Annotated in this window: 18 protein-coding genes and 1 pseudogene; 13 read left to right on the forward strand and 6 right to left on the reverse strand. The window is 44.1% G+C overall.

Features of this window, described 5'->3' with window-relative positions; all coding sequences use genetic code 11:
* Position 1: 1 nt before the first annotated feature.
* The 3 genes from CXF83_RS05835 (at position 2) to CXF83_RS05840 (ending at position 2,987) form a co-directional block, all read left to right on the forward strand.
* Positions 2–2,167: a c-type cytochrome gene (locus CXF83_RS05835; RefSeq protein ID WP_101091291.1), complete on the forward strand. Its 2,166-nt coding sequence runs from the start codon at positions 2–4 to the stop codon at positions 2,165–2,167.
* 42 nt (positions 2,168–2,209) lie between these two features.
* Entirely contained in the window at positions 2,210–2,356 is a 147-nt protein-coding gene (locus CXF83_RS22490) for a hypothetical protein (RefSeq protein WP_157822914.1), read from the forward strand.
* 172 nt (positions 2,357–2,528) lie between these two features.
* Positions 2,529–2,987: a hypothetical protein gene (locus tag CXF83_RS05840; RefSeq protein WP_232775040.1), complete on the forward strand. Its 459-nt coding sequence runs from the start codon at positions 2,529–2,531 to the stop codon at positions 2,985–2,987.
* A gap of 252 nt (positions 2,988–3,239) precedes the next feature.
* Here the strand turns inward: CXF83_RS05840 and CXF83_RS05845 are convergent, their stop codons facing one another.
* Positions 3,240–3,662, reverse strand: coding sequence for a TonB-dependent receptor domain-containing protein (locus tag CXF83_RS05845; protein WP_157822915.1), 423 nt, complete (start codon positions 3,660–3,662; stop codon positions 3,240–3,242).
* 41 nt (positions 3,663–3,703) lie between these two features.
* Here CXF83_RS05845 and CXF83_RS05850 point away from each other — a divergent pair, with 41 nt between their 5' ends.
* Positions 3,704–3,907, forward strand: a complete 204-nt coding sequence (locus tag CXF83_RS05850) for a hypothetical protein (RefSeq protein ID WP_101091293.1) — start codon at positions 3,704–3,706, stop codon at positions 3,905–3,907.
* 166 nt (positions 3,908–4,073) lie between these two features.
* On the opposite strand, the gene CXF83_RS05855 is transcribed toward CXF83_RS05850, so the two are convergent.
* On the reverse strand, positions 4,074–4,817 hold the full coding sequence (locus CXF83_RS05855) for a phosphatase PAP2 family protein (RefSeq protein WP_232775041.1): 744 nt from the start codon (positions 4,815–4,817) through the stop codon (positions 4,074–4,076).
* 586 nt (positions 4,818–5,403) lie between these two features.
* Between CXF83_RS05855 and gshB the strand changes: the two genes are divergently transcribed.
* From gshB to CXF83_RS22495, 7 genes are all read left to right on the forward strand, one after another.
* Positions 5,404–6,441 (forward strand): glutathione synthase, encoded by a 1,038-nt coding sequence (gene gshB, locus CXF83_RS05860; protein ID WP_101091294.1) that lies wholly within the window; start codon positions 5,404–5,406, stop codon positions 6,439–6,441.
* On the forward strand, positions 6,425–8,419 hold the full coding sequence (locus CXF83_RS05865) for a flavohemoglobin expression-modulating QEGLA motif protein (RefSeq protein ID WP_101091295.1): 1,995 nt from the start codon (positions 6,425–6,427) through the stop codon (positions 8,417–8,419). The genes gshB and CXF83_RS05865 overlap by 17 nt, the downstream gene beginning before the upstream one ends.
* 513 nt (positions 8,420–8,932) lie before the next feature.
* Positions 8,933–9,400: a TlpA family protein disulfide reductase gene (locus CXF83_RS05870; protein ID WP_101091296.1), complete on the forward strand. Its 468-nt coding sequence runs from the start codon at positions 8,933–8,935 to the stop codon at positions 9,398–9,400.
* 3 nt (positions 9,401–9,403) lie between these two features.
* Entirely contained in the window at positions 9,404–9,619 is a 216-nt protein-coding gene (locus tag CXF83_RS05875; RefSeq protein WP_101091297.1) for a DUF4266 domain-containing protein, read from the forward strand.
* On the forward strand, positions 9,610–10,908 hold the full coding sequence (locus CXF83_RS05880) for a DUF3570 domain-containing protein (RefSeq protein WP_101091298.1): 1,299 nt from the start codon (positions 9,610–9,612) through the stop codon (positions 10,906–10,908). The genes CXF83_RS05875 and CXF83_RS05880 overlap by 10 nt, the downstream gene beginning before the upstream one ends.
* Before the next feature lie 118 nt (positions 10,909–11,026).
* Positions 11,027–11,941 carry an FAD:protein FMN transferase gene (locus CXF83_RS05885; RefSeq protein WP_101091299.1) on the forward strand — a complete coding sequence of 305 codons (915 nt, stop codon included), beginning with the start codon at positions 11,027–11,029 and terminating at the stop codon, positions 11,939–11,941.
* A 101-nt stretch (positions 11,942–12,042) separates the two neighbouring features.
* Positions 12,043–12,198, forward strand: a complete 156-nt coding sequence (locus tag CXF83_RS22495) for a hypothetical protein (RefSeq protein WP_157822916.1) — start codon at positions 12,043–12,045, stop codon at positions 12,196–12,198.
* Here the strand turns inward: CXF83_RS22495 and CXF83_RS23040 are convergent.
* The 4 genes and pseudogenes from CXF83_RS23040 to CXF83_RS05905 form a co-directional block, all read right to left on the reverse strand.
* Positions 12,176–12,271: pseudogene (locus CXF83_RS23040) on the reverse strand (peptidylprolyl isomerase); the annotation flags it as partial. The gene CXF83_RS22495 and the pseudogene CXF83_RS23040 overlap by 23 nt on opposite strands.
* Positions 12,272–12,447: 176 nt before the next feature.
* Positions 12,448–12,726, reverse strand: coding sequence for a peptidylprolyl isomerase PpiC (gene ppiC, locus CXF83_RS05895; protein WP_101091300.1), 279 nt, complete (start codon positions 12,724–12,726; stop codon positions 12,448–12,450).
* A gap of 132 nt (positions 12,727–12,858) precedes the next feature.
* Positions 12,859–14,388, reverse strand: coding sequence for an arylsulfatase (locus tag CXF83_RS05900; protein WP_101091301.1), 1,530 nt, complete (start codon positions 14,386–14,388; stop codon positions 12,859–12,861).
* 38 nt (positions 14,389–14,426) lie between these two features.
* On the reverse strand, positions 14,427–16,166 hold the full coding sequence (locus CXF83_RS05905) for an N-acyl-D-amino-acid deacylase family protein (RefSeq protein WP_101091302.1): 1,740 nt from the start codon (positions 16,164–16,166) through the stop codon (positions 14,427–14,429).
* A gap of 144 nt (positions 16,167–16,310) precedes the next feature.
* Between CXF83_RS05905 and CXF83_RS05910 the strand changes: the two genes are divergently transcribed.
* Both CXF83_RS05910 and CXF83_RS05915 read left to right on the forward strand, forming a co-directional pair.
* Positions 16,311–17,318 (forward strand): AraC family transcriptional regulator, encoded by a 1,008-nt coding sequence (locus CXF83_RS05910; protein ID WP_101091303.1) that lies wholly within the window; start codon positions 16,311–16,313, stop codon positions 17,316–17,318.
* 60 nt (positions 17,319–17,378) lie between these two features.
* Entirely contained in the window at positions 17,379–18,158 is a 780-nt protein-coding gene (locus tag CXF83_RS05915) for a CLCA_X family protein (RefSeq protein ID WP_101091304.1), read from the forward strand.
* Positions 18,159–18,212 lie beyond the last annotated feature (54 nt).

Consider the following 18,212-nt stretch of genomic DNA (forward strand, 5'->3'; position numbering starts at 1 on the left):
TATGACTGTTTTCTGGAACACCTGGGTGATTGTATTCATCTTGATTTTTCTCGCATTTATGGCGTTGGTTGTCGTTAAATATTGGCGCATTGAACATACAGCAGATAAAGATAGAACCATTGAGACTTTTGATGGTATTGATGAAAACGATGCACCTCCACCGCGGGTATTTTATCTGTCGTACCTCATCGCATTTATTATTTCCGCAGGTTTTTTAGTCCTGTATCCGGGCCTTGGCAATTGGGCAGGCTTAATGGGGTGGGAGCAAAGTGACGATGCACTTAGCTCGCCAGTCACTGATTTAGATATTCAAATGACGCCGTTAACCGATCTCAGTCTAACTGCATTGGCGAGAAACTCTGACGTCACGAATAGCGGGGCATTATTGTTTCAAAATCACTGTGGCGCCTGTCACCGCGCGAATGCACAGGGACAAAAGCACTTTCCTAATTTGATTGACCATGATTGGTTATATGGTGGTACGGAAGTCGACATTTTACACTCTATCGAAGATGGACGTCATGGTGCTATGCCGGGCTGGAAAGACATACTGTCGGAAGATGAAATTCTAAAAATGTCTTATTACATTGCATCGCTGCAGCGTCGAAATCTTAATGCACCCCAAGTGAAAGTTGATTTGGGTAAAGTCATTTTTATGCAGTACTGCTCGAGTTGTCATGGCGATGGTACGGTAGCAAATACTGACATCGGGGCGCCAATATTGTCCGATGATATTTGGTTGCATGGCGGTAGTATTGAGGAGATAAAGCACACTATTGAATTTGGATTGAATAATTTGATGCCAGCTTTTTCTGAGCAGCTAAGCCGTAATGAAATATTAGCCATAGGAGCTTACATCACTGAGCAAAGAAACCAGTATGATGAAAAGCTTGCAGCACTTGACCCTGAATCAATTTCGAGAGGTGAGTATCTCGCCAATGCAGGGGATTGTGTGGCGTGTCATAGTTCAGAAAGTGGTGAACGTTTTGCGGGTGGCCTGCCTTTTAAAACGCCCTTTGGCACGGTTTACTCAACCAATATTACGCCCCACCTTAGCGAAGGTATTGGTGACAATGATTATGCAAACTTTAAAGCAGCGTTATTTGACGGCAAAGGCAAACATGGTTATTTGTACCCGGCTATGCCGTACACCTCTTATCAGTATCTAACCGAGCAAGATACCCAAGATCTGTGGAGCTATTTACAATCGATTACAGCCGTTCCAAGGCAAAATGATAAAAATGCGATGATCTTCCCCTCTAATATCCGTATGGGTTTGTTGGGCTGGAATATTGCATTTATGGACACTGACCCGCTGTCGTACTCTGCGCCCGAACATGTTCAGCTTAATGAAGATGAACTCGAGCAGTGGCAGCAAGGTAAGTACTGGGTGATGGGCCTAGGTCATTGCTCTGAGTGCCATACACCGAGGAATTTAGCGCAAGCCTTGATCCCTGAAAAGATCTTCCAAGGTAACCTCATTGATGGCTGGAATGCGCCCAACATCACGGCGCAGGAGCTGTATGAAGATCGATGGGATTTAGAGTCGTTGACAGACTTTCTACACACCGGACATTCATCAAAAGGGTCGGCTTTTGCTGGCATGGCTGATGTGGTGAAAAACAGTACTAGCTTAATGACTCGTGATGACATTGAAACCATTTCACGCTACTTGCTGGTGGGCGATGTGCATAACACCATTCCTGAAGGGCAACAGCAGTTATCCCCCACAGGCTTTGTTGCAGAGTCCTACTCACAAGAGCAGTTTAGTGCTTACGCCTTGTATGCGGATACGTGTGGTGCTTGTCATGGTGAAGATGGAAAAGGACGCGATCCAATAGCGCCAACGTTGCTCCATAACGGCATTATCATGCATAGCGACCCATTCAATACCATCGCGGTGACGATTCGTGGCTTAGCGCCGACCTATTTGGATGAAGAGCGTAACTTTATGCCAATGACCAGCTTTCAGAATGTATTAACGGATAGTGAGTTAGCGGGATTAATTAGTTTTGTTCGTCTCTATCTGGGCGGCCGAGAAGAACCGGTTACCGCGGCACAAGTTAAAGCTGTGCGGCAAAAGCTAGAAAAAGCGGGCTTTGCTGGCAATCTGCATACAACGCCTGATATGTACGATCATAAAGACACGGATATCAATATTGATTAATAGTTTTACTGATTAAAAAAGCCTGCTAATGCAGGCTTTTTTATGTATAAAGACAACGAGCTGGGTTTTCTACGTGACGCTAAAGTGGTAGCGAAGCGGATTGTCTTTATTGTCTCTTTTAGCGTGCTGTGCGATACCACGACTATCGAATCTAAGCGGCTATGGTGTATTAAGGTACGACTTATCTAGGCTGTAATGTACGCTATAAAGCGGCTTTAAATAATCTAACTTGATAATACAACTCGCCACTGCTAGTTTTTAATACAGTATTTTATGCAGCATAAAGATTTGTCGTTTGGGTCAATAAACCTAATTAATCTTGTCGATAATAGTGGATATTAAACAGATTAAAGGAATTGATATGACTTATTTAAAAACGATAGTACTGCTTTTTTGTGTTGTTTTTTCTGCAATGTCAATTGCAGGTGACGACCATGATGCGAGCCCATCGAGTGGTGCTAAAGATATGCCCGGCGCTAAAGGGGTATTTGCCTTTCAGCCCAGAGATTGGATGGAAGGAAAAAAGACTTGGTGGAAAGATAGCGACGGCGTCGCACCTGGCGTTGCCGGTTGTCATATTGGCACCGATGAAAAAGGCACTGCCAATGGCAGAATGTTTGGTGAAGCTTGCATGGAAGATGGCCTACTTGTCGAATCTAATCCAGGTAAAGATGTGCTGCACGCACACACTAATGATACTGGCCACCCAGATAAATTTGATTGTAATGCTTGGTGCGTTGGCACTGGCAACAGCAGTGGCATGTGCACTATTGCCGCTGCAGCGCCTTGTGAACAATCGGCAAAATGTGTTTGTAACTAACTGATTAAGTTTGTCGCTAGTTTCTCCGTAGCACTCGCTCTATCTATAACGTTAGCCATAAAAAAGCGAACCTTTCAGGTTCGTTTTTACTTATTGGTAGCGGCTATATCAGCTGCCAATAAGCGTCTGCAGTAATGTTAGCTGGCTAATTTTTTTATCTAGCTACTACTTATAAACTAAACTGGCCGCGCAGTGTTAGCGCAACTTGCCTAGGGGCTCCTAGGCTCGGCGTACGGGTGAAGTTAGTGGTGATTATTCCTCATCAAACAGGTTCTTACCTTGGAGGTAAAGGCCGATATCTTGCCATTCATAACCGAGTTGCATATTGACCAAGGTGCGGCTGTCATTTTGTAGGTCAAACTCCGCTTCGCCTTCTTTTAGTCCTTCTCGATATGGATTAACACGGTTGGGTGTACTGCTGGCATAGTTGGCATTTAAGCTGGCAAAGATACCGCTATCGGCAGTGTAGGTCGCGCCCACATTGCCAGTCCATTCCGGCGCGGTAAATTGTCTACCAGAGAGATCGTTAACAACTGCACCAGTCTCAGTAGGAATACTGATGACAAAATCAATAAGCTCACTTTTAGCTTGGCCGAAAGATGCATACAAAGCTAATTCGTCACTCAGCTGATAGTTAAGTTCGAGCTCGAAACTTTTAACACTTGATTGGCCCACGTTAACTGTTTTCGTGTCGTAACGGTTTCGCCACCGTTGCAGTGTTAATACTGACTTTACTCGCTGATTGGCTGATATTTAGCGAGGAAATAATACAGTTATGGCACGATGGATTTAGAGCTGTTATTGGTGTTGAAGTGGCAATGCTACTGTTTATTTTTATTGGTATTTGGGTGATGAAAACACTGTCTGCCAGCAGCGAGGCAAGGGTGGCCGAATTAACGGCTGCACCTGCTTTAGACTAGCAGCGTGGAGTTATTAGTTAGTTGCATTGTGGCGTTCATCCAAGGAGCTAGAGTCTAGCTCCTTGGCGTTTTTGGGTTTGGGTTTGGGTTAGCTTGATGTTGTTAATGTTATATGGCAATGGGAATAAAGGGTAATTTCTCTAAAATCATATATTTATGTTCAGTTTTAATGGCTAGTTATTTCAGGCGCCTCTAGGCGGTTTTGTTTTTTGGCTCTCACAAATAGGAAATAATAATAGCTGCTGGCGGTAAACCAGGATATGGCCAGGCTCCATAAACCATGGGAGAAGAAGTGTGCGCCTCTTAGCTGTTGAGTTAAGCTAAATGTCGCGCCCAAGAGTATGCCAAAGGCTAATCCATACCAGCGTAGTTTAGGTTTGAGCTGCAATGCAAAGTAATACAGCGCAACCCAAGCGTAGCCACCACTTGAGTGTCCACCAGGAAAACATTGTCCAAATTCAGCACCATTAGGTAAGGGGCTAAAAATGGGTACATAAGCAAATTGGCCACCAAATTGAATCACATCCCACGGACAACTAACGTGAGTGAACTCTTTGGCAAACTTCACTAATAGTATTGAGGTCAGCACGCTTAGCGTTAAGCAGAGTAAGTTACGTCTGTATTGGTTCCAACGTTTGCTTTTACAGCTTAATCCCAATGAAATCAGTAATGCTGTGCCTAATACGATAACTAAGTTGCGACCACCGGTGTGCAATACATTTTCACTCAACCACTGGCCTCTTAAAGGCCAGCTATCAACGCCGCCCTCTAGGCTAAAAAAATACTGAGCAATATTAAGATCGAATTGGAAATATTCAAAAATGGCGGCCACTAATAGAAACAGCATTAGCGGGTAGCTGATATGGCGCTCAAGAGAAAAAGGTTGCTGAACATCTACTGTTTTATGCATCGGAACCATACCTATTTTCACCGTGCCTTGTTAGGAAGGCTACTGATATCGGAGGCATGAGTTTATTAAATCACTTGTGAAAGAAATGTCGAAAGAGGATCCGATGAATGTAACGTCAGTATATTAACCATTGAAGCGCCTTTATTACTAAGTTATGGCGATCACTTTTCTGACGTCTGCTATATAGCTCAAATTGAGCACTTTATTCGATAATTTTGACTGGTAAGTGAACTTGATATCGTATGTTGTCAACCGAGTGTAATTACTAGTCAATCTGCTGATTATAATGAGTTTTAGTTGTTAGCGCTCTTGGGGGACTAAATGAAATGGTTGTTGGATTTTTAAGATGATTTATCACCCCATAAATAAACTCAATATCAGTGCATTTTTTATTTGCATTTTTTTAAAATCGGTGTAAATTACGCCGCCTTATCTAGTTCAAACTTGTATTGATAGATAGATGTCATAGTCGGATTCTGGTGATTACACCCGAATTATTGTGTTGTTTATTTTGAGTACTCTACACCTCCCCAAGCCAGTCCTGGCCCAAGATCTTTAGAGCATTCCGTTTTATTAAGAGATCCAATTGAAAATTTTATTTTTGATGTACCCATGGGAAAACATCGAACCTGAAACCGATACTAGCATTCGGTTGATCCATGAGTGCGTTGCACGCGGCTATACTGTTGCGCTAGCGACTACCAGCAATTTAACCATGCGCGACAGTGAAGCTAGTGCGTTTTGCCGTGTGTTTAGTAAAGAGCAGTCGGTACCAAATAATATCGTTTCATTTTATAAAAAAGCGCAGTTTAAAACTCTGCGTTTACCGTTAGCGGGTTTTGACAGCATTATTATGCGTGCCAACCCTCCGCTAGACACCATCGCGCTCAATTTCCTTGATTCAGTGCGTGATGATGTCTTTATCATGAACGATATTGATGGTCTTCGAATTGCTAATAATAAGCTGTATACCGCATCATTTGACGATCCAACCAATCAGTTCATTCCGGTGACTCACGTGTCAAAAACACCTGAGTATTTAGAGGAAGTACTGCGTGAGTCGAAGACCGACAAGATGATTATGAAGCCACTTGATGGCTTTGGCGGCCAAGGCGTTATTTTGGTGGAGAAGGCGGCGCAAAAGAGTTTTCACTCGTTGCTCGAGTTCTACATTAACAGCGGTAAGGGCGGTAACTACGTTATTTTGCAAGAGTATGTCGAAGGTGCCGAGCAAGGTGATGTGCGAATTTTAATGCTCAATGGCGAACCCATTGGTGCTATGAAGCGCATTCCGGCCTCAGGTGAAGTGCGTTCAAATATTCATGCGGGTGGCAGTGTGGTTAAGCATACACTGACCAAAAATGAAAAAGCCCTTTGCAAGCACATCGGTCCTAAGTTGGTGCGTGATGGTTTGTTCTTTGTCGGCATTGATGTGATTAACGAAAAGTTGATTGAAGTTAACGTGCAAAGCCCTGGTGGCATCATGCGGATCAACAAGTTGAACAACGTTAAGCTGCAAAAGAAGGTCATTGATTTTGTTGAAAGCGTGGTCAATGCCAAAGAAGCGTTAAACATCAGAAAAACAGCGTTTAGAAAGGCGATCGACGATGCTCATATTAACTGAAAAAGAGTGTATTGCTTTAATCAATAAAGGCGAGTGCTTCCACGCTGAGGTCGATGGCGGTTCATTCATCGTTAAGATTGATGAATACTCGCCAGTCGTGTGTACGGCTATTCATAATGGACACCGCCTGAGAGCTGATCTGAAAAAGAGCTTCTTACTCACTAAGCCTGAGCGCTTCTATGAGGAAGACCCATACACTGATGAGTTATTGTCATCTTTTCCCATTGTATTGATAGGCAACGATTCACGTTTTGAATACGACTTAAATCGCCCTAAAACGTTATCGACCTATTTTAAAACGGCGTGGGATAAGCAGGTTTGGCAAAAGCCATTAACGCCAAAGCAGCGCGGTGAGAGCCATGCTAAGCATCAGTCTTTTTATAATGTGCTCGGGGCACTGGTTGCTCGCTTAGAAAAGCAGTTTAAAAACAGCATTGTGTTTGATGTGCACTCATACAATCATCAACGCATTGAGGCGAATACGCCAACATTTAATATTGGCACTAGTCAAATTGATACCGAGCGCTGGGGTGAGACCTGTCAACATTTTGAAAAACAGCTGAATAAAATAGCGCTACCAAACCTTGATGTACGTGCAGCAACCGATGAAGTATTTCAAGGGCGTGGTTATTTAATTGCGCATATTAACGCGCACTTTGACAACACCTTGGTGTTGCCAGTGGAAGTGAAGAAAGTGTTTATGGACGAAACCACGGGCGAGTTGTACCCCTTGGTGTTAGAGGAGTTAAAAGCGGGCGTTAAACAAGCGATATCAGAAACTGCAGCGTATTTTATGCGCCGCTTTGGCAAGCGTAAGTCTGTCAGGAGCATTGATCTATTATCATCGACATTACCGCCAGAGCTGTTATCGCTCGACAAGAGCTTGTTTAAGTTGGCCAATAACGTCGCCACGCTGAAATATATTAACCCGATTAATATCGCTAGCGAGCGTAAAAAGTTTTTAGCCCGTAAAGGGGCTGTTGCGCCTGAGTTTAACTACAAACAGTTAAATTTGAACCCGTACCAGTTCCGAGAACTGCTGTATAAGTTGCCCGTCGAAAACGTGATGGATGCTGACATTCAACAGCTTTATCGGCATGTGATTGATAACTTAGCGACAAAGATTGATCTGCTGTGCTCTATTGGCACTGATGACTTTGTTTATAACTCGCTTAAATATTATGGTCAGCCAGATAAAGATGACATAGCAAATGCTCAGTTCTTATTACGTGCGCCAGCCATTGAAGCTGATGAAGACGCGTCTATTTTTGATGCCGACCATGCGGTTGAGTCATTCCAAAAGCAGGCGGATGAGTGGGGGCTGAAGTGTAAGGTCGAAAAATCTTCTCGCTTGGTTGCCAAGGCGATGGTTAATAATGAAAAGGGCAGCTTGTTAATCAATAAAGACGCCATGTTCAGTAGCAAAGAGCTGATTGCATTTGCTTACCATGAGCTTGGAGTGCATATGTTGACCACGGTTAACGCTAGGCGTCAGCAGTTAAAGGTATTGTCTCTTGGCTTAGTGGGCAATACTCATACTCAAGAGGGGTTGGCGATTTACAGCGAGTATTGCTCTGGCAATTTAACCTTGAGCCGATTGAAAATACTGGCGATGCGAGTGATCGCGGTTAACTTAATGCTGGAGCAGCGAGATTTTTCGATGACGTTCCACACTCTAATGCGCGAATATAGTCAAACAACAGAGCAGGCATTTACCTTAACCACGCGAGTTTATCGCGGTGGTGGTTTTACCAAAGACTTCCTTTATTTAAAAGGCTTTAGAGATATTGTGAACTTGAGTAAAACTATGCCGCTAGATAACTTACTGGTAGGTAAAGCTGGTTTACTCGATTTGCCTATTATTAACGAAATGGTCGAACGAAACATGCTGGAAAAACCAGTGCCGCTATTTGCACTGCAGCATACCGCTACGGCCGATACTGCAGTTATCGATTATCTGGTCTCAGCTATTCGTTAATTGTCGTGTTATACCGATAAAAATGCCTTGTTCCAGAAATGGAGCAGGGCTTTTTTCAGCTGGTTTTGGGATGACTAACTCGTTTTTGGACCACAGCTTGTTAGAACTTAAGCGCTAATGGGAGAGTGATGCTAATAGAAATATCAAAATCAGTAATCAATCCTAATTAGCTGCAACCTCTTTATGTTTTTATGCTCATAAGACTTACCTGTATATCTACATCAATCGGCCCTTATTAAGGAGGCCACAGATATAATGGACACATTTATCATCTCTATGTGGCTGGCATTGTTAGCCGGCGGCAACAGAGGATTAGTTTCGATAATTTCACTGTAGTTCATTAGATTAAAACTAATCTTTCTGGCTCATTCAACATAGAGACAGCCCTGCTTTTATTGATATTCCCTTCATTGGCTGATACTAAGTTAACATTGACATTTCTTTCACATTTTCTGGGTTAGGGTTATGTGTCGATTTGGTTAACGGATTAATGATAATAAATCAGGATATATAATGAAAAAATTATTGCTGTTACTGAGCTTTATGGCGTTTAGCTTAAGTGCCGCGCCTTCGTTGGACTACCAGGTACAAAATTTTCAAGACAAATTGGTTAGCCTTAATGAGTTTAAGGGGAAAGTGGTCTATTTGGATTTTTGGGCCTCTTGGTGTGGGCCTTGCCGTAAGTCTTTTCCGTGGATGAATGCAATGCATCAGAAATACCAACAACAAGGACTGGCCATTGTTGCTATTAACCTAGATGAAAATAAGGCGCTAGCTAAAAAATTCCTATCAAAATTACCCGCCGACTTTCATATCCGTTTCGATCCGCAAGCAGATGTCGCCAGCAAGTTTGATCTGCAAGGTATGCCAAGCAGCTATATCTTCAATCGTCAGGGAGAGTTAGTACAAATGCATCTGGGTTTTTTTGAAGAAAAATCGGCAGATTATGAAAATGAAATCATTGAATTGCTGAAGGAGTAACTCATGAATCGAACCATCATTGCTATTGCTATTGCGATCAGTTTATCCGCTTGTTCAAGCTTGGGTGTCGAGCCTTGGGAGAAAAATCAGTTGGCTCGGGCCGATATGGCGCTCGACAGCGAGAAATTAGACTTAGCCCTTGATGACCATATCTATTTTAGTAAAGAGGGGAGTAGTGGTGGTCGCTCACTCGCGGGAGGTGGATGCGGATGCAATTAAAGAATCCTAGTAATATCGCTAAAGCATTAGCGCTTGCTAGTTGCGCTCTGGTTGGGCAAAGCGCCCAAGTACAAGCCAGTGAAGAAAAGTTGGATGATTGGAAAGTTGATGCTGCCATCATGTACTACGGTGAGGAAGATAGAGTCCAGGCCGTTGAAGCTATCGGCAATGTGCAGAAAGCATTTGGCGATGAGTCTCTATTGGATATGAAACTGGTTGTGGATAGCTTGACCGGTGCATCAGCGTCTGGCGCTGTCGCCCAGGCAGAAACTCAAACCTTTACCCGCCCCTCCGGTGATGGTCAATATCAAACTGCTCCAGGTGAAACGCCTCTCGATGATACCTTTCATGATACCCGAGTGCAGGCGAGCGCAAACTGGGCTGAAACCTTGTCTCCGGTATGGAAAACCAATGTGGGTGTGAATGGATCTAAGGAGTTTGATTATTTCTCTATGGGTCTCAATGCTGGAATTGAGCGCAGCTTCAATAAAGACAACACCACACTGGTGTTATCGGGTGCTTACACCTTCGATACCATAGATCCGGTTGGTGGCAAGCCCGTAGCGTTTTCGGCCATGGCAGTCAGAGGAGATTATAATACCGAAGAGGAATATAGAACGGCTTTCGATCTGACTCGTGTTGAGGGAACTGAAGACAAAAAAACCATGGATATGATGTTAAGTATTACCCAGGTGCTGAGTCGTCGATGGGTATTTCAGGCAAACTACGGCTTGTCCAGCATATCGGGCTATATGACGGATCCTTATAAAATCTTGAGCCAGGTAGATGATACTGGGACGTCGCAGGGTTATTTATATGAGAATCGTCCGGATTCTCGTCTCAAACACAGCTTCTATATGATGACGAAAGGGGCGCTAGATGCGGGTGTTGTCGATTTTTCTTACCGTTATAGTACCGATGATTGGGACTTAAACTCCCATACTCTGGAGACCCATTATCGCTACTATTTCAGTGGGCGCTTCTATGGGCAGGTGCACCTGAGATATTATCAGCAACAAGCCGCCAATTTTTATCGTCCCTTCCTGATGGCTGACGAACCTCTTCCCGAATATGCCAGTGCAGATTACCGTATCGGTGATATGAGCAGTTATACTTTGGGGCTTAAGTTTGGCCAGCGCCTCTCCGGCGGTCATGAGATGAGTTATCGACTGGAGTACTATCAACAGAACCCAGAGAATAACGGCACCGAGTTAGTCGGCCAGTTGCAAGATCAGGATCTGTTTCCAGCGGTGAAAGCCATCATGGCACAGGTGAGTTACTCGTTTTAAATGTTAGCTCACTTAATTCGCGTAAATTAAGCGATAAGCATGCCGTTCTCCTATCATGTAAGGTGATTGTAGCGGATGTTTTAGTCATTCAGGGTCTAGTGAAATTGAAAGCGGGAGAATGAGTATTCAACATCAAAGGGCATCATCTAATTTTCAATTGAGTCGTCGCAGCTGGGGGCATGTAGGTTCGTTCCGTGCGATGGCGAGTCCCTGTGAGTTACTCATCGCTAACGAAGATGAAAATATTACGCGTGCCATGATGGAATTAGCCACTTGTGAAGCCGCACGCATCGAACAAAAATTTAGCCGCTTCATTAAAGATAACCCTCTGTGGAAAATCAATCATGCCGCGGGGAAAGCCTCTCCCATCGATGCCGAAACAGCGAGTTTGCTGCAGTTTGCCCGCCAATGTTATCAACTCAGTGAGGGGCGTTTCGACATCAGCGCCGGTCCCTTAATGGCACTGTGGCGCTTCGATGGGAGTCAGTTCCCCAAGGCGAGTGATATCGAGCGAGCGAGGGCGTTAGTCGATTTTTCAAAGGTGAGCTTTAACGAACATCAACTGCAGTTTCCTGCAGGCATGTCTCTCGACTTTGGCGGTATCGCTAAAGAGTATGCCGTCGATAGAGTGGCTTATCTGCTTGCTGAGCAGTGGCCCGCTATTTCGGTGCTGGTTAACTTTGGCGGTGATATCGCTTGCCCAGTCTCTAAAGCGGCAGATGCCCCTCCTTGGCAAGTGGGCATTGAAAATCCCCAACGACTCGATAGCGCTGCGGCGTTACTGGAAATTCGCCAAGGCGCACTTGCCACCAGCGGTGATACCCGCCGATTTATCGAAAAAAATGGTCAGCGTTTTGGCCATATCATCGATCCAAGAACCGGTTATCCCATAGTCAAAGCGCCCCGTTCGGTCACCGTCCTCGCCCCTAACTGCGTCATGGCAGGTATGCTAGCAACCATGGCGATGCTTGAAGGCGCTCAAGCCGAAGCCTTTCTCAGCGAACAAGAAGTAGAGTTTAAGTGTTTTAGATAGAGACTCGGTTCCAATGACCAGCGGTCAGCGCATGTGCAGACACAACTCAGGTTGGATGTAACTCTTTATAAAAAAGGGTTATAAAAGCATGAATATTCGGTATGTTTGAATCGATTCACATCAGATTAGCAGTCTTTCTTGCACTGCTGTTTACTACAGAAGGGGCGAAGTGCCACGACTTGTTCGGCCGTAAGGCCGTTGCTTTAGTCAAGCGAGTAAAAAGTACCGAGTCTATTAAGTCCGATAAAGCACTTTAATCACATGCCAACCGAATTTGGTTTTAACTAAATGGGGTGTAATCAACTCACCGCTGAAGCAGGCTTTGTCGAATGGGCTGGGAATAACCCATTTGGCCTTTTATTAGAAGCTGTTATGTACGGTAAAGCACTTTAATCACATGCCAACCGAATTTGGTTTTAACTAAATGCGGTGTAATCAACTCACTGCTGAAGCAGGTTTTGTCGAATGGGCTAGGAATAACCCATTTGGCCTTTTATTAGAAGCTGTTATGTACGGTAAAGCACTTTAATCACATGCCAACCGAATTTGGTTTTAACTAAATGCGGTGTAATCAACTCACCGCTGAAGCAGACCTTATCGAATTGCGGCACCATTTGGCCTCTTTTGAACTCGCCTAAACTACCGCCTTTTTTACCCGACGGACAGCTAGAGTGTTTCTTAGCAAGCACGTCAAACTTAACGCCTTTGTTCAATTGTTTAATAATGTCTTCGCCAAGCTCTTTATGCTTAACCAAAATGTGCAGTGCAGCTGCCGTTTTTGCCATGTTTAGGCCTATGTCATGATGAAACTAATAGGCCGATTATACCGTTTAATCTAAGGGGGAGGCTAGGGTTGATATTAGCAATGCTTACCGTAAGCAGCTGAAGGTCTACTTACGGTAAGGCTGCTGATGAGCTTACTGAGCTTGCTTGGAGATATTGATAAGATCCTGCATGTCGATATCGACCGTAAAACTGCCGGGTACTTGTCGTGGTGGAAATGCTTTAAAGCTTTCTAACATTTGTTTTACTTTTACCTGTGCCGGAACAGCAACAAATGCACGCTTATACCACCAGTCATCGTAACCAAAGCCCTGATCACCTTTTTCGTAAGGGTCAGTAGCAAGATCAAACAGTTTAGGGATTCTTAAGGTTGTTTGAGACTGAGTCCAAACAGCCATGCCTTTGCTTTCTTGGATCTTAAAATTAAATTTCCAACGGCCATCCCGCATAGCAAGTAATTCACCATCATCAGACCAATAGAAAAACTGCTTTCGAGCGCTTTCATCAGTTTGATGGCTGAGGTAATCGACTTGATTATAACCATCTAAATGATTGTGGTATTGCTTACCATTTTTGGCGGTATAACCCGCGAGTAATTGCTTTTTTATCTCTGAGTTACCAGCGATGCTGGTGAGGGTTGGAAACCAGTCCGATGACGACATTATACCGTTAAACTTGGAGTTTGGTTTAATGTGCTTGGGCCACTTTACTAACGCCGGCACCCTAAATCCGCCCTCCCAGCCAGTATTCTTTTCACCTCTAAAGGGACCTGTGGCAGCGTCTGGCCAGGTGGCATTCATTGGGCCATTATCGGTGGTATAGATCACCAGCGTATTATCATCAATATCGAGTGAGGATAAATGGGCCAGCAACTCTCCTATCAGGTTATCGTGTTCGACCATACCATCAGCGTAGTCTCCTAAGCCCGTTACACCTGAATGTTTATCGCTGACGTGAGTGTAGTTATGCATTCGCGTGCTGTTATACCAAACGAAGAAGGGCTTTTTCTGCTTCACTTGGCGGCTGATAAAGTCATTGGCTGCTGCTAGGGTTTCATCGTCTACGGTTTCCATACGTTTACTTGTCAGCGGGCCGGTATCTTCAATTTTTCCATCTGCGTAGGAATGAATAACGCCACGCGGACCAAAGCGTTTTTTAAAGGCCGGGTCTTTCGGGTAATCGGCATTTTCAGGTTCCTCTTCAGCATTCAAGTGATAGAGGTTACCCATAAACTCATCGAAACCATGGTTAGTCGGTAACATCTCATCTCGATCGCCCAAGTGATTCTTTCCAAACTGTCCGGTTGCGTAGCCTAAGTCTTTAAGGGTTTGCGCCAAGGTTATATCTTGAGGCTGTATTCCTTGGCTAGAACCAGGTAAGCCGACTTTGCTGAGTCCGGTGCGAACAGGCATTTGTCCGGTAATAAATACCGAACGACCAGCAGTGCACGACTGCTCTGCATAATAGGAGGTAAGCATTGCGCCTTCATTGGCAATGCTATCGATGTTTGGCGTTTGATAGCCAAGCATGCCGTTGTTATAGGCGGAAATATTGCTGTAGCCAATATCGTCACCAAATATCACCAGAATATTGGGTTGCTCTGCGGCGCTAGCGGTACTGATGAGTATAGAGCTGGCAATCAGGCTTTTTATCATGCTTATCATAATTAATATCCGTATTTTATTGAGTCAATGAGGCGCATTTAATGGGCTGGCAAGTAGGTGCCGTACTCCATACTTTTTCCAAGTTCAGGGTGGATCTCATCATGTTCACAGGCCAGATTCCCGTTGATAAATACCTGTTCGACCAGCCCCGGATTTCGGTTAACTAAGCGTTGTAGGTCAAAGTTTTCCATTTCTGCCCAACTGACTTGCTCTAGGTTTTGGGTAAATTTGGCGGGATTGATAATCACTATGTCTGCTCTATCACCCATGTGAATGCGCCCGGCATCAATGTTGAACCACTGCGCTTGATCGCCTGTCATACGAAATACCGCTTGCTCCATTGTCATAATGGCTTGGTTTTCATCGATACTTTCATTGACGAGCTTTAGCATTCTTAATGGCAAGTTATAAAAGGCCATATTCCGAATATGAGCACCCGCATCGCTAAAGGTGATTAAAGACTTTTTATCTTTGACCATGTTTTTAAGTACGTGCTTACGGTGGTTTGCGACGGTGGTGTACCAGCGAAGATCAGTACCGTATTCCACAACGAGGTCGAGAAATAGGTCGACCACATGGATCTGTTTTTTATCGGCTACTTCGGCAAAGTTTTTACCCACGATGGATTCATCTGGGCAGTCGAGAATAATGGCGTCACCAAAGTCGCGTTGCCAGACTCTAGGGCTGAGTTTTTCACCGTAGAACTTTCTAAAGTCACGGCGATATTTTTCATCTTTTAGTAATGCGTTACGGGCTATTTTGTCTTTTAGATCTAATGCCAGTTCGCCGGCACCGAACTCTTCAAAAAACACCACATCGATACCGTCAGCGTAAACAGTGAAGGGGGTTGGTAGCACTTGCCAGCGAAAATCACCATTGAAGAAGTTGGTGACTTGAGCGGCTAGGTTGGTGATTTTACTCAAATAGACGCTGCCTTTTAGATCCATTCGACTAATTAAGGTGGTCTTTAAAGGCTTCTTGAAAATGCCGATGCATTCGCGCATGTATTGGTTTATTTGCAGAATGGCGGCTGCGTTGGGTGCGCCTTGATGCACCCGGTCATATTGGCGCACTAAATTATTAAGGCGGGAAACTTCTTTCCACTTAGCGTAGGTGCTCGGTAAGCTTTTGGACCATTCACGATTACCGTCAAGTTTGTCCCATTTAAGACACATGGTTGATAATCCTAAAAAGCCAATCTCTAGAGACTCTTTTAGCAGGCGTTCCATCTGTACCATTTCAGCTTCAGTGGGCACTACATTGCGATCAGTGGCACGGTTTAAACCCATAACGGCGACTCGCATATCGCTGTGGCCTAGCATGCTAACGACATTGGGGCCTAGCGGATGGTTTTTAGCAAATGTCACCCACTGCTTTGGTGTGTGCCAGGTTTTGTATTTTTTTAGAATAGGCAACACTTTTTCACGAGGAACGGTTTCAACTCGAGTAAAGATATCAGAGGCATCTTCATATTCACTGCACACCATGCTCAATGAACAACTACCGACTAAAACGGTGGTGATGCCATGGCGAACTGACTCCGATAAGCTCGGACTGACAATCAGCTCAGCATCATAGTGTGTGTGGGTGTCGATAAAACCGGGCATCAGCCATTTATCTTCGGCATCAATAATATGATCGCAGCCGGTTTCACTAATGTTTGAGCTAGATACTTTGGCTATCCTGCCGTTTTTTATCGCAATATTTTGAATAGATGAGGCTGCGCCAGTGCCATCAAAATAGCGAGCTCCCTTGATAATGGTATCGTATGCAGACATTGAAAACTCCGAATGTTGTTAATCGTTTTTATTATGTTTATCGATTCGACACATTCAGATTAAGGCTTAGCTAATTAACATTCTTGTCATTTGGTGACAAATTGGCGATTATCTAATCACAGTTAGTTGATAGGTGACGTATTGATGCAGCAAGATTATCTCATTCGTAGTGGCTCGTTAGTGGGGTTTGATGGCTTAGTGACCGAACTGGGAGGTGATGCTGAACACTTGCTTTTACAATGCGCTTTAACCGCTGAAGACATTGTTAACCCCGATAATATGATTGCCGTTGCGGACATGATTAACTTGCTTGAACTGAGCGCGGAACAGTTAAATTGCAAAGACTTTGGTTTACGTTTAGCGGCGACACAAGGGCTTGAGATGTTGGGGGCGGTAGGCATGATAATGCAGACAAGCCAAACAGTGAGAGCAGCCTTGATTCATGCGCAGCGTTATATGGCGATACATAGTCAGGGTGAATATTGGATGTTGCGTGAGTTTGCTTCATCGGCGTTTATCGAACGTTACCAAGTGTTCCAAGATATAAGCCATGCAAAGCAGTACAAGGAGTTATCTTTTGGTGTGTGTTTAGGCTTAGTTAAAACACTTATTGGCCCTCAAGTAAAATTGGACCGACTTGAGTTCGCCCATACCGCAATATCTGATAGTGCGGTATATCGAAAATACTTTGAGTGCTCTGTGGTGTTTAATCAGGAAAATGACCGACTGGTCCTCGATAACAGTTATTTAGCACAGAAATCGCAATCGATTTCAGCGCAAGATAAAGCTCAAGTTGAAGGTTATTTAGAGGCCCTCATTGGACAGTTTGGTGACGATATTGAGCGCAAGGTTAAAACTTTAGTTTTACAAACGATGGGGATGGGGGATGCGAATATTGATGAAATTGCGTCAATGTTGAATATGAATAGGCGCACCCTTCAACGGCGCTTAAGATGTAAAGGTCTAACATTTAAGCAGTTATTGATGGACGTTAGAGTGAGTTCTGCCTGTTGGCATTTAACCTCAAGTCAAATTGACATTACCTTGTTATCTGAGGTGTTGGGCTTTAGCGATGTGAGTGCTTTTTCTAAATCGTTTAAACATAGGATGCAGCTGTCTCCTTTGCAGTGGCGCAAGCAAAACACACAATAGTCAGTGACTCGCTTTGCTGCTTGATTATAATGGGTGAATATAAGTTAGTTGGAAGAGTGAGTGTTAAAGTCTAAGGCATATCATCGCATTGGTCCTGATTACCGTTTTGATGAGCAAGTCAGTTTTGTTGATGTCAAAGAGGTGTTTGGCTTAGGTCATATCCGCTTAGGCAAGTGGGTAGAAAATGCGGAGCGTGATAAAGCGGCAAATCTGATCTTTGACTCCTTAGCGGATCTTGCTTTTATTTTAAAGCTACCGCCTAAAGCGCTCGGTTTACGGCAAACACTTAACCTTGCTTTTGGTACCGGTGGCCAAAAAGGAGTGCAGGCGCATTATGCGCCGGATAGACGTGAACTGGCACTGGCTAAAAATGCGGGTGCTGGGGCACTTGCGCATGAGTTTTGGCATGCCTTTGATCATTATATCGCTCCAAAATCATTTCATATCTCATCTAATAGAATCTCTTTTGCGAGTCATAGTTGGATTGCAGATGTAAAGCCGATTAAACATCCGTTAAACCAACGCTTAGAACGGGTATTTGAAGTGAGTATGCTTAGCGACGATGGTGAGGAAGGGCATGACTATGTCTGCCGCGCGATTGCGTTAGATAAGCAATATGGCACGCAGTACTTTTCAAAACCAACCGAATTAATGGCGCGCGCGTTTGAATCTTGTATCGAATCCTATGCTGATATTAGTAATCCTTATTTAGTGGATGAAACCTTACATTCAGACCTTTTTGATGCTGGCGGTTATCCTACGATCGAACATCGACAGCAAATATTCAGTGTGTTGATTGATTATTTTGAACCCTTGGGTGAGGCGTTAGGCCGAGAGTAAAGTACAGATTATATTGATATTAGAGACAAAAAAGCCCGCATTAGCGGGCTTGGT

The sequence above is a fragment of the Shewanella sp. Choline-02u-19 genome, from assembly GCF_002836205.1.
GTDB lineage: Bacteria > Pseudomonadota > Gammaproteobacteria > Enterobacterales > Shewanellaceae > Shewanella.

Coding starts and splice junctions, on each gene's coding strand:
- CXF83_RS05900 (WP_101091301.1), bottom strand. CDS start 14,388: ATGATAAGCATGATAAAAAGCCTGATTGCCAGCTCTATACTCATCAGT.
- CXF83_RS22490 (WP_157822914.1), top strand. CDS start 2,210: ATGTATAAAGACAACGAGCTGGGTTTTCTACGTGACGCTAAAGTGGTA.
- CXF83_RS05880 (WP_101091298.1), top strand. CDS start 9,610: ATGCAATTAAAGAATCCTAGTAATATCGCTAAAGCATTAGCGCTTGCT.
- CXF83_RS05835 (WP_101091291.1), top strand. CDS start 2: ATGACTGTTTTCTGGAACACCTGGGTGATTGTATTCATCTTGATTTTT.
- CXF83_RS05855 (WP_232775041.1), bottom strand. CDS start 4,817: ATGCATAAAACAGTAGATGTTCAGCAACCTTTTTCTCTTGAGCGCCAT.
- CXF83_RS22495 (WP_157822916.1), top strand. CDS start 12,043: ATGTTTGAATCGATTCACATCAGATTAGCAGTCTTTCTTGCACTGCTG.
- CXF83_RS05885 (WP_101091299.1), top strand. CDS start 11,027: ATGAGTATTCAACATCAAAGGGCATCATCTAATTTTCAATTGAGTCGT.
- CXF83_RS05840 (WP_232775040.1), top strand. CDS start 2,529: ATGACTTATTTAAAAACGATAGTACTGCTTTTTTGTGTTGTTTTTTCT.
- CXF83_RS05875 (WP_101091297.1), top strand. CDS start 9,404: ATGAATCGAACCATCATTGCTATTGCTATTGCGATCAGTTTATCCGCT.
- ppiC (WP_101091300.1), bottom strand. CDS start 12,726: ATGGCAAAAACGGCAGCTGCACTGCACATTTTGGTTAAGCATAAAGAG.
- CXF83_RS05905 (WP_101091302.1), bottom strand. CDS start 16,166: ATGTCTGCATACGATACCATTATCAAGGGAGCTCGCTATTTTGATGGC.
- CXF83_RS05870 (WP_101091296.1), top strand. CDS start 8,933: ATGAAAAAATTATTGCTGTTACTGAGCTTTATGGCGTTTAGCTTAAGT.
- CXF83_RS05865 (WP_101091295.1), top strand. CDS start 6,425: ATGCTCATATTAACTGAAAAAGAGTGTATTGCTTTAATCAATAAAGGC.
- CXF83_RS05910 (WP_101091303.1), top strand. CDS start 16,311: ATGCAGCAAGATTATCTCATTCGTAGTGGCTCGTTAGTGGGGTTTGAT.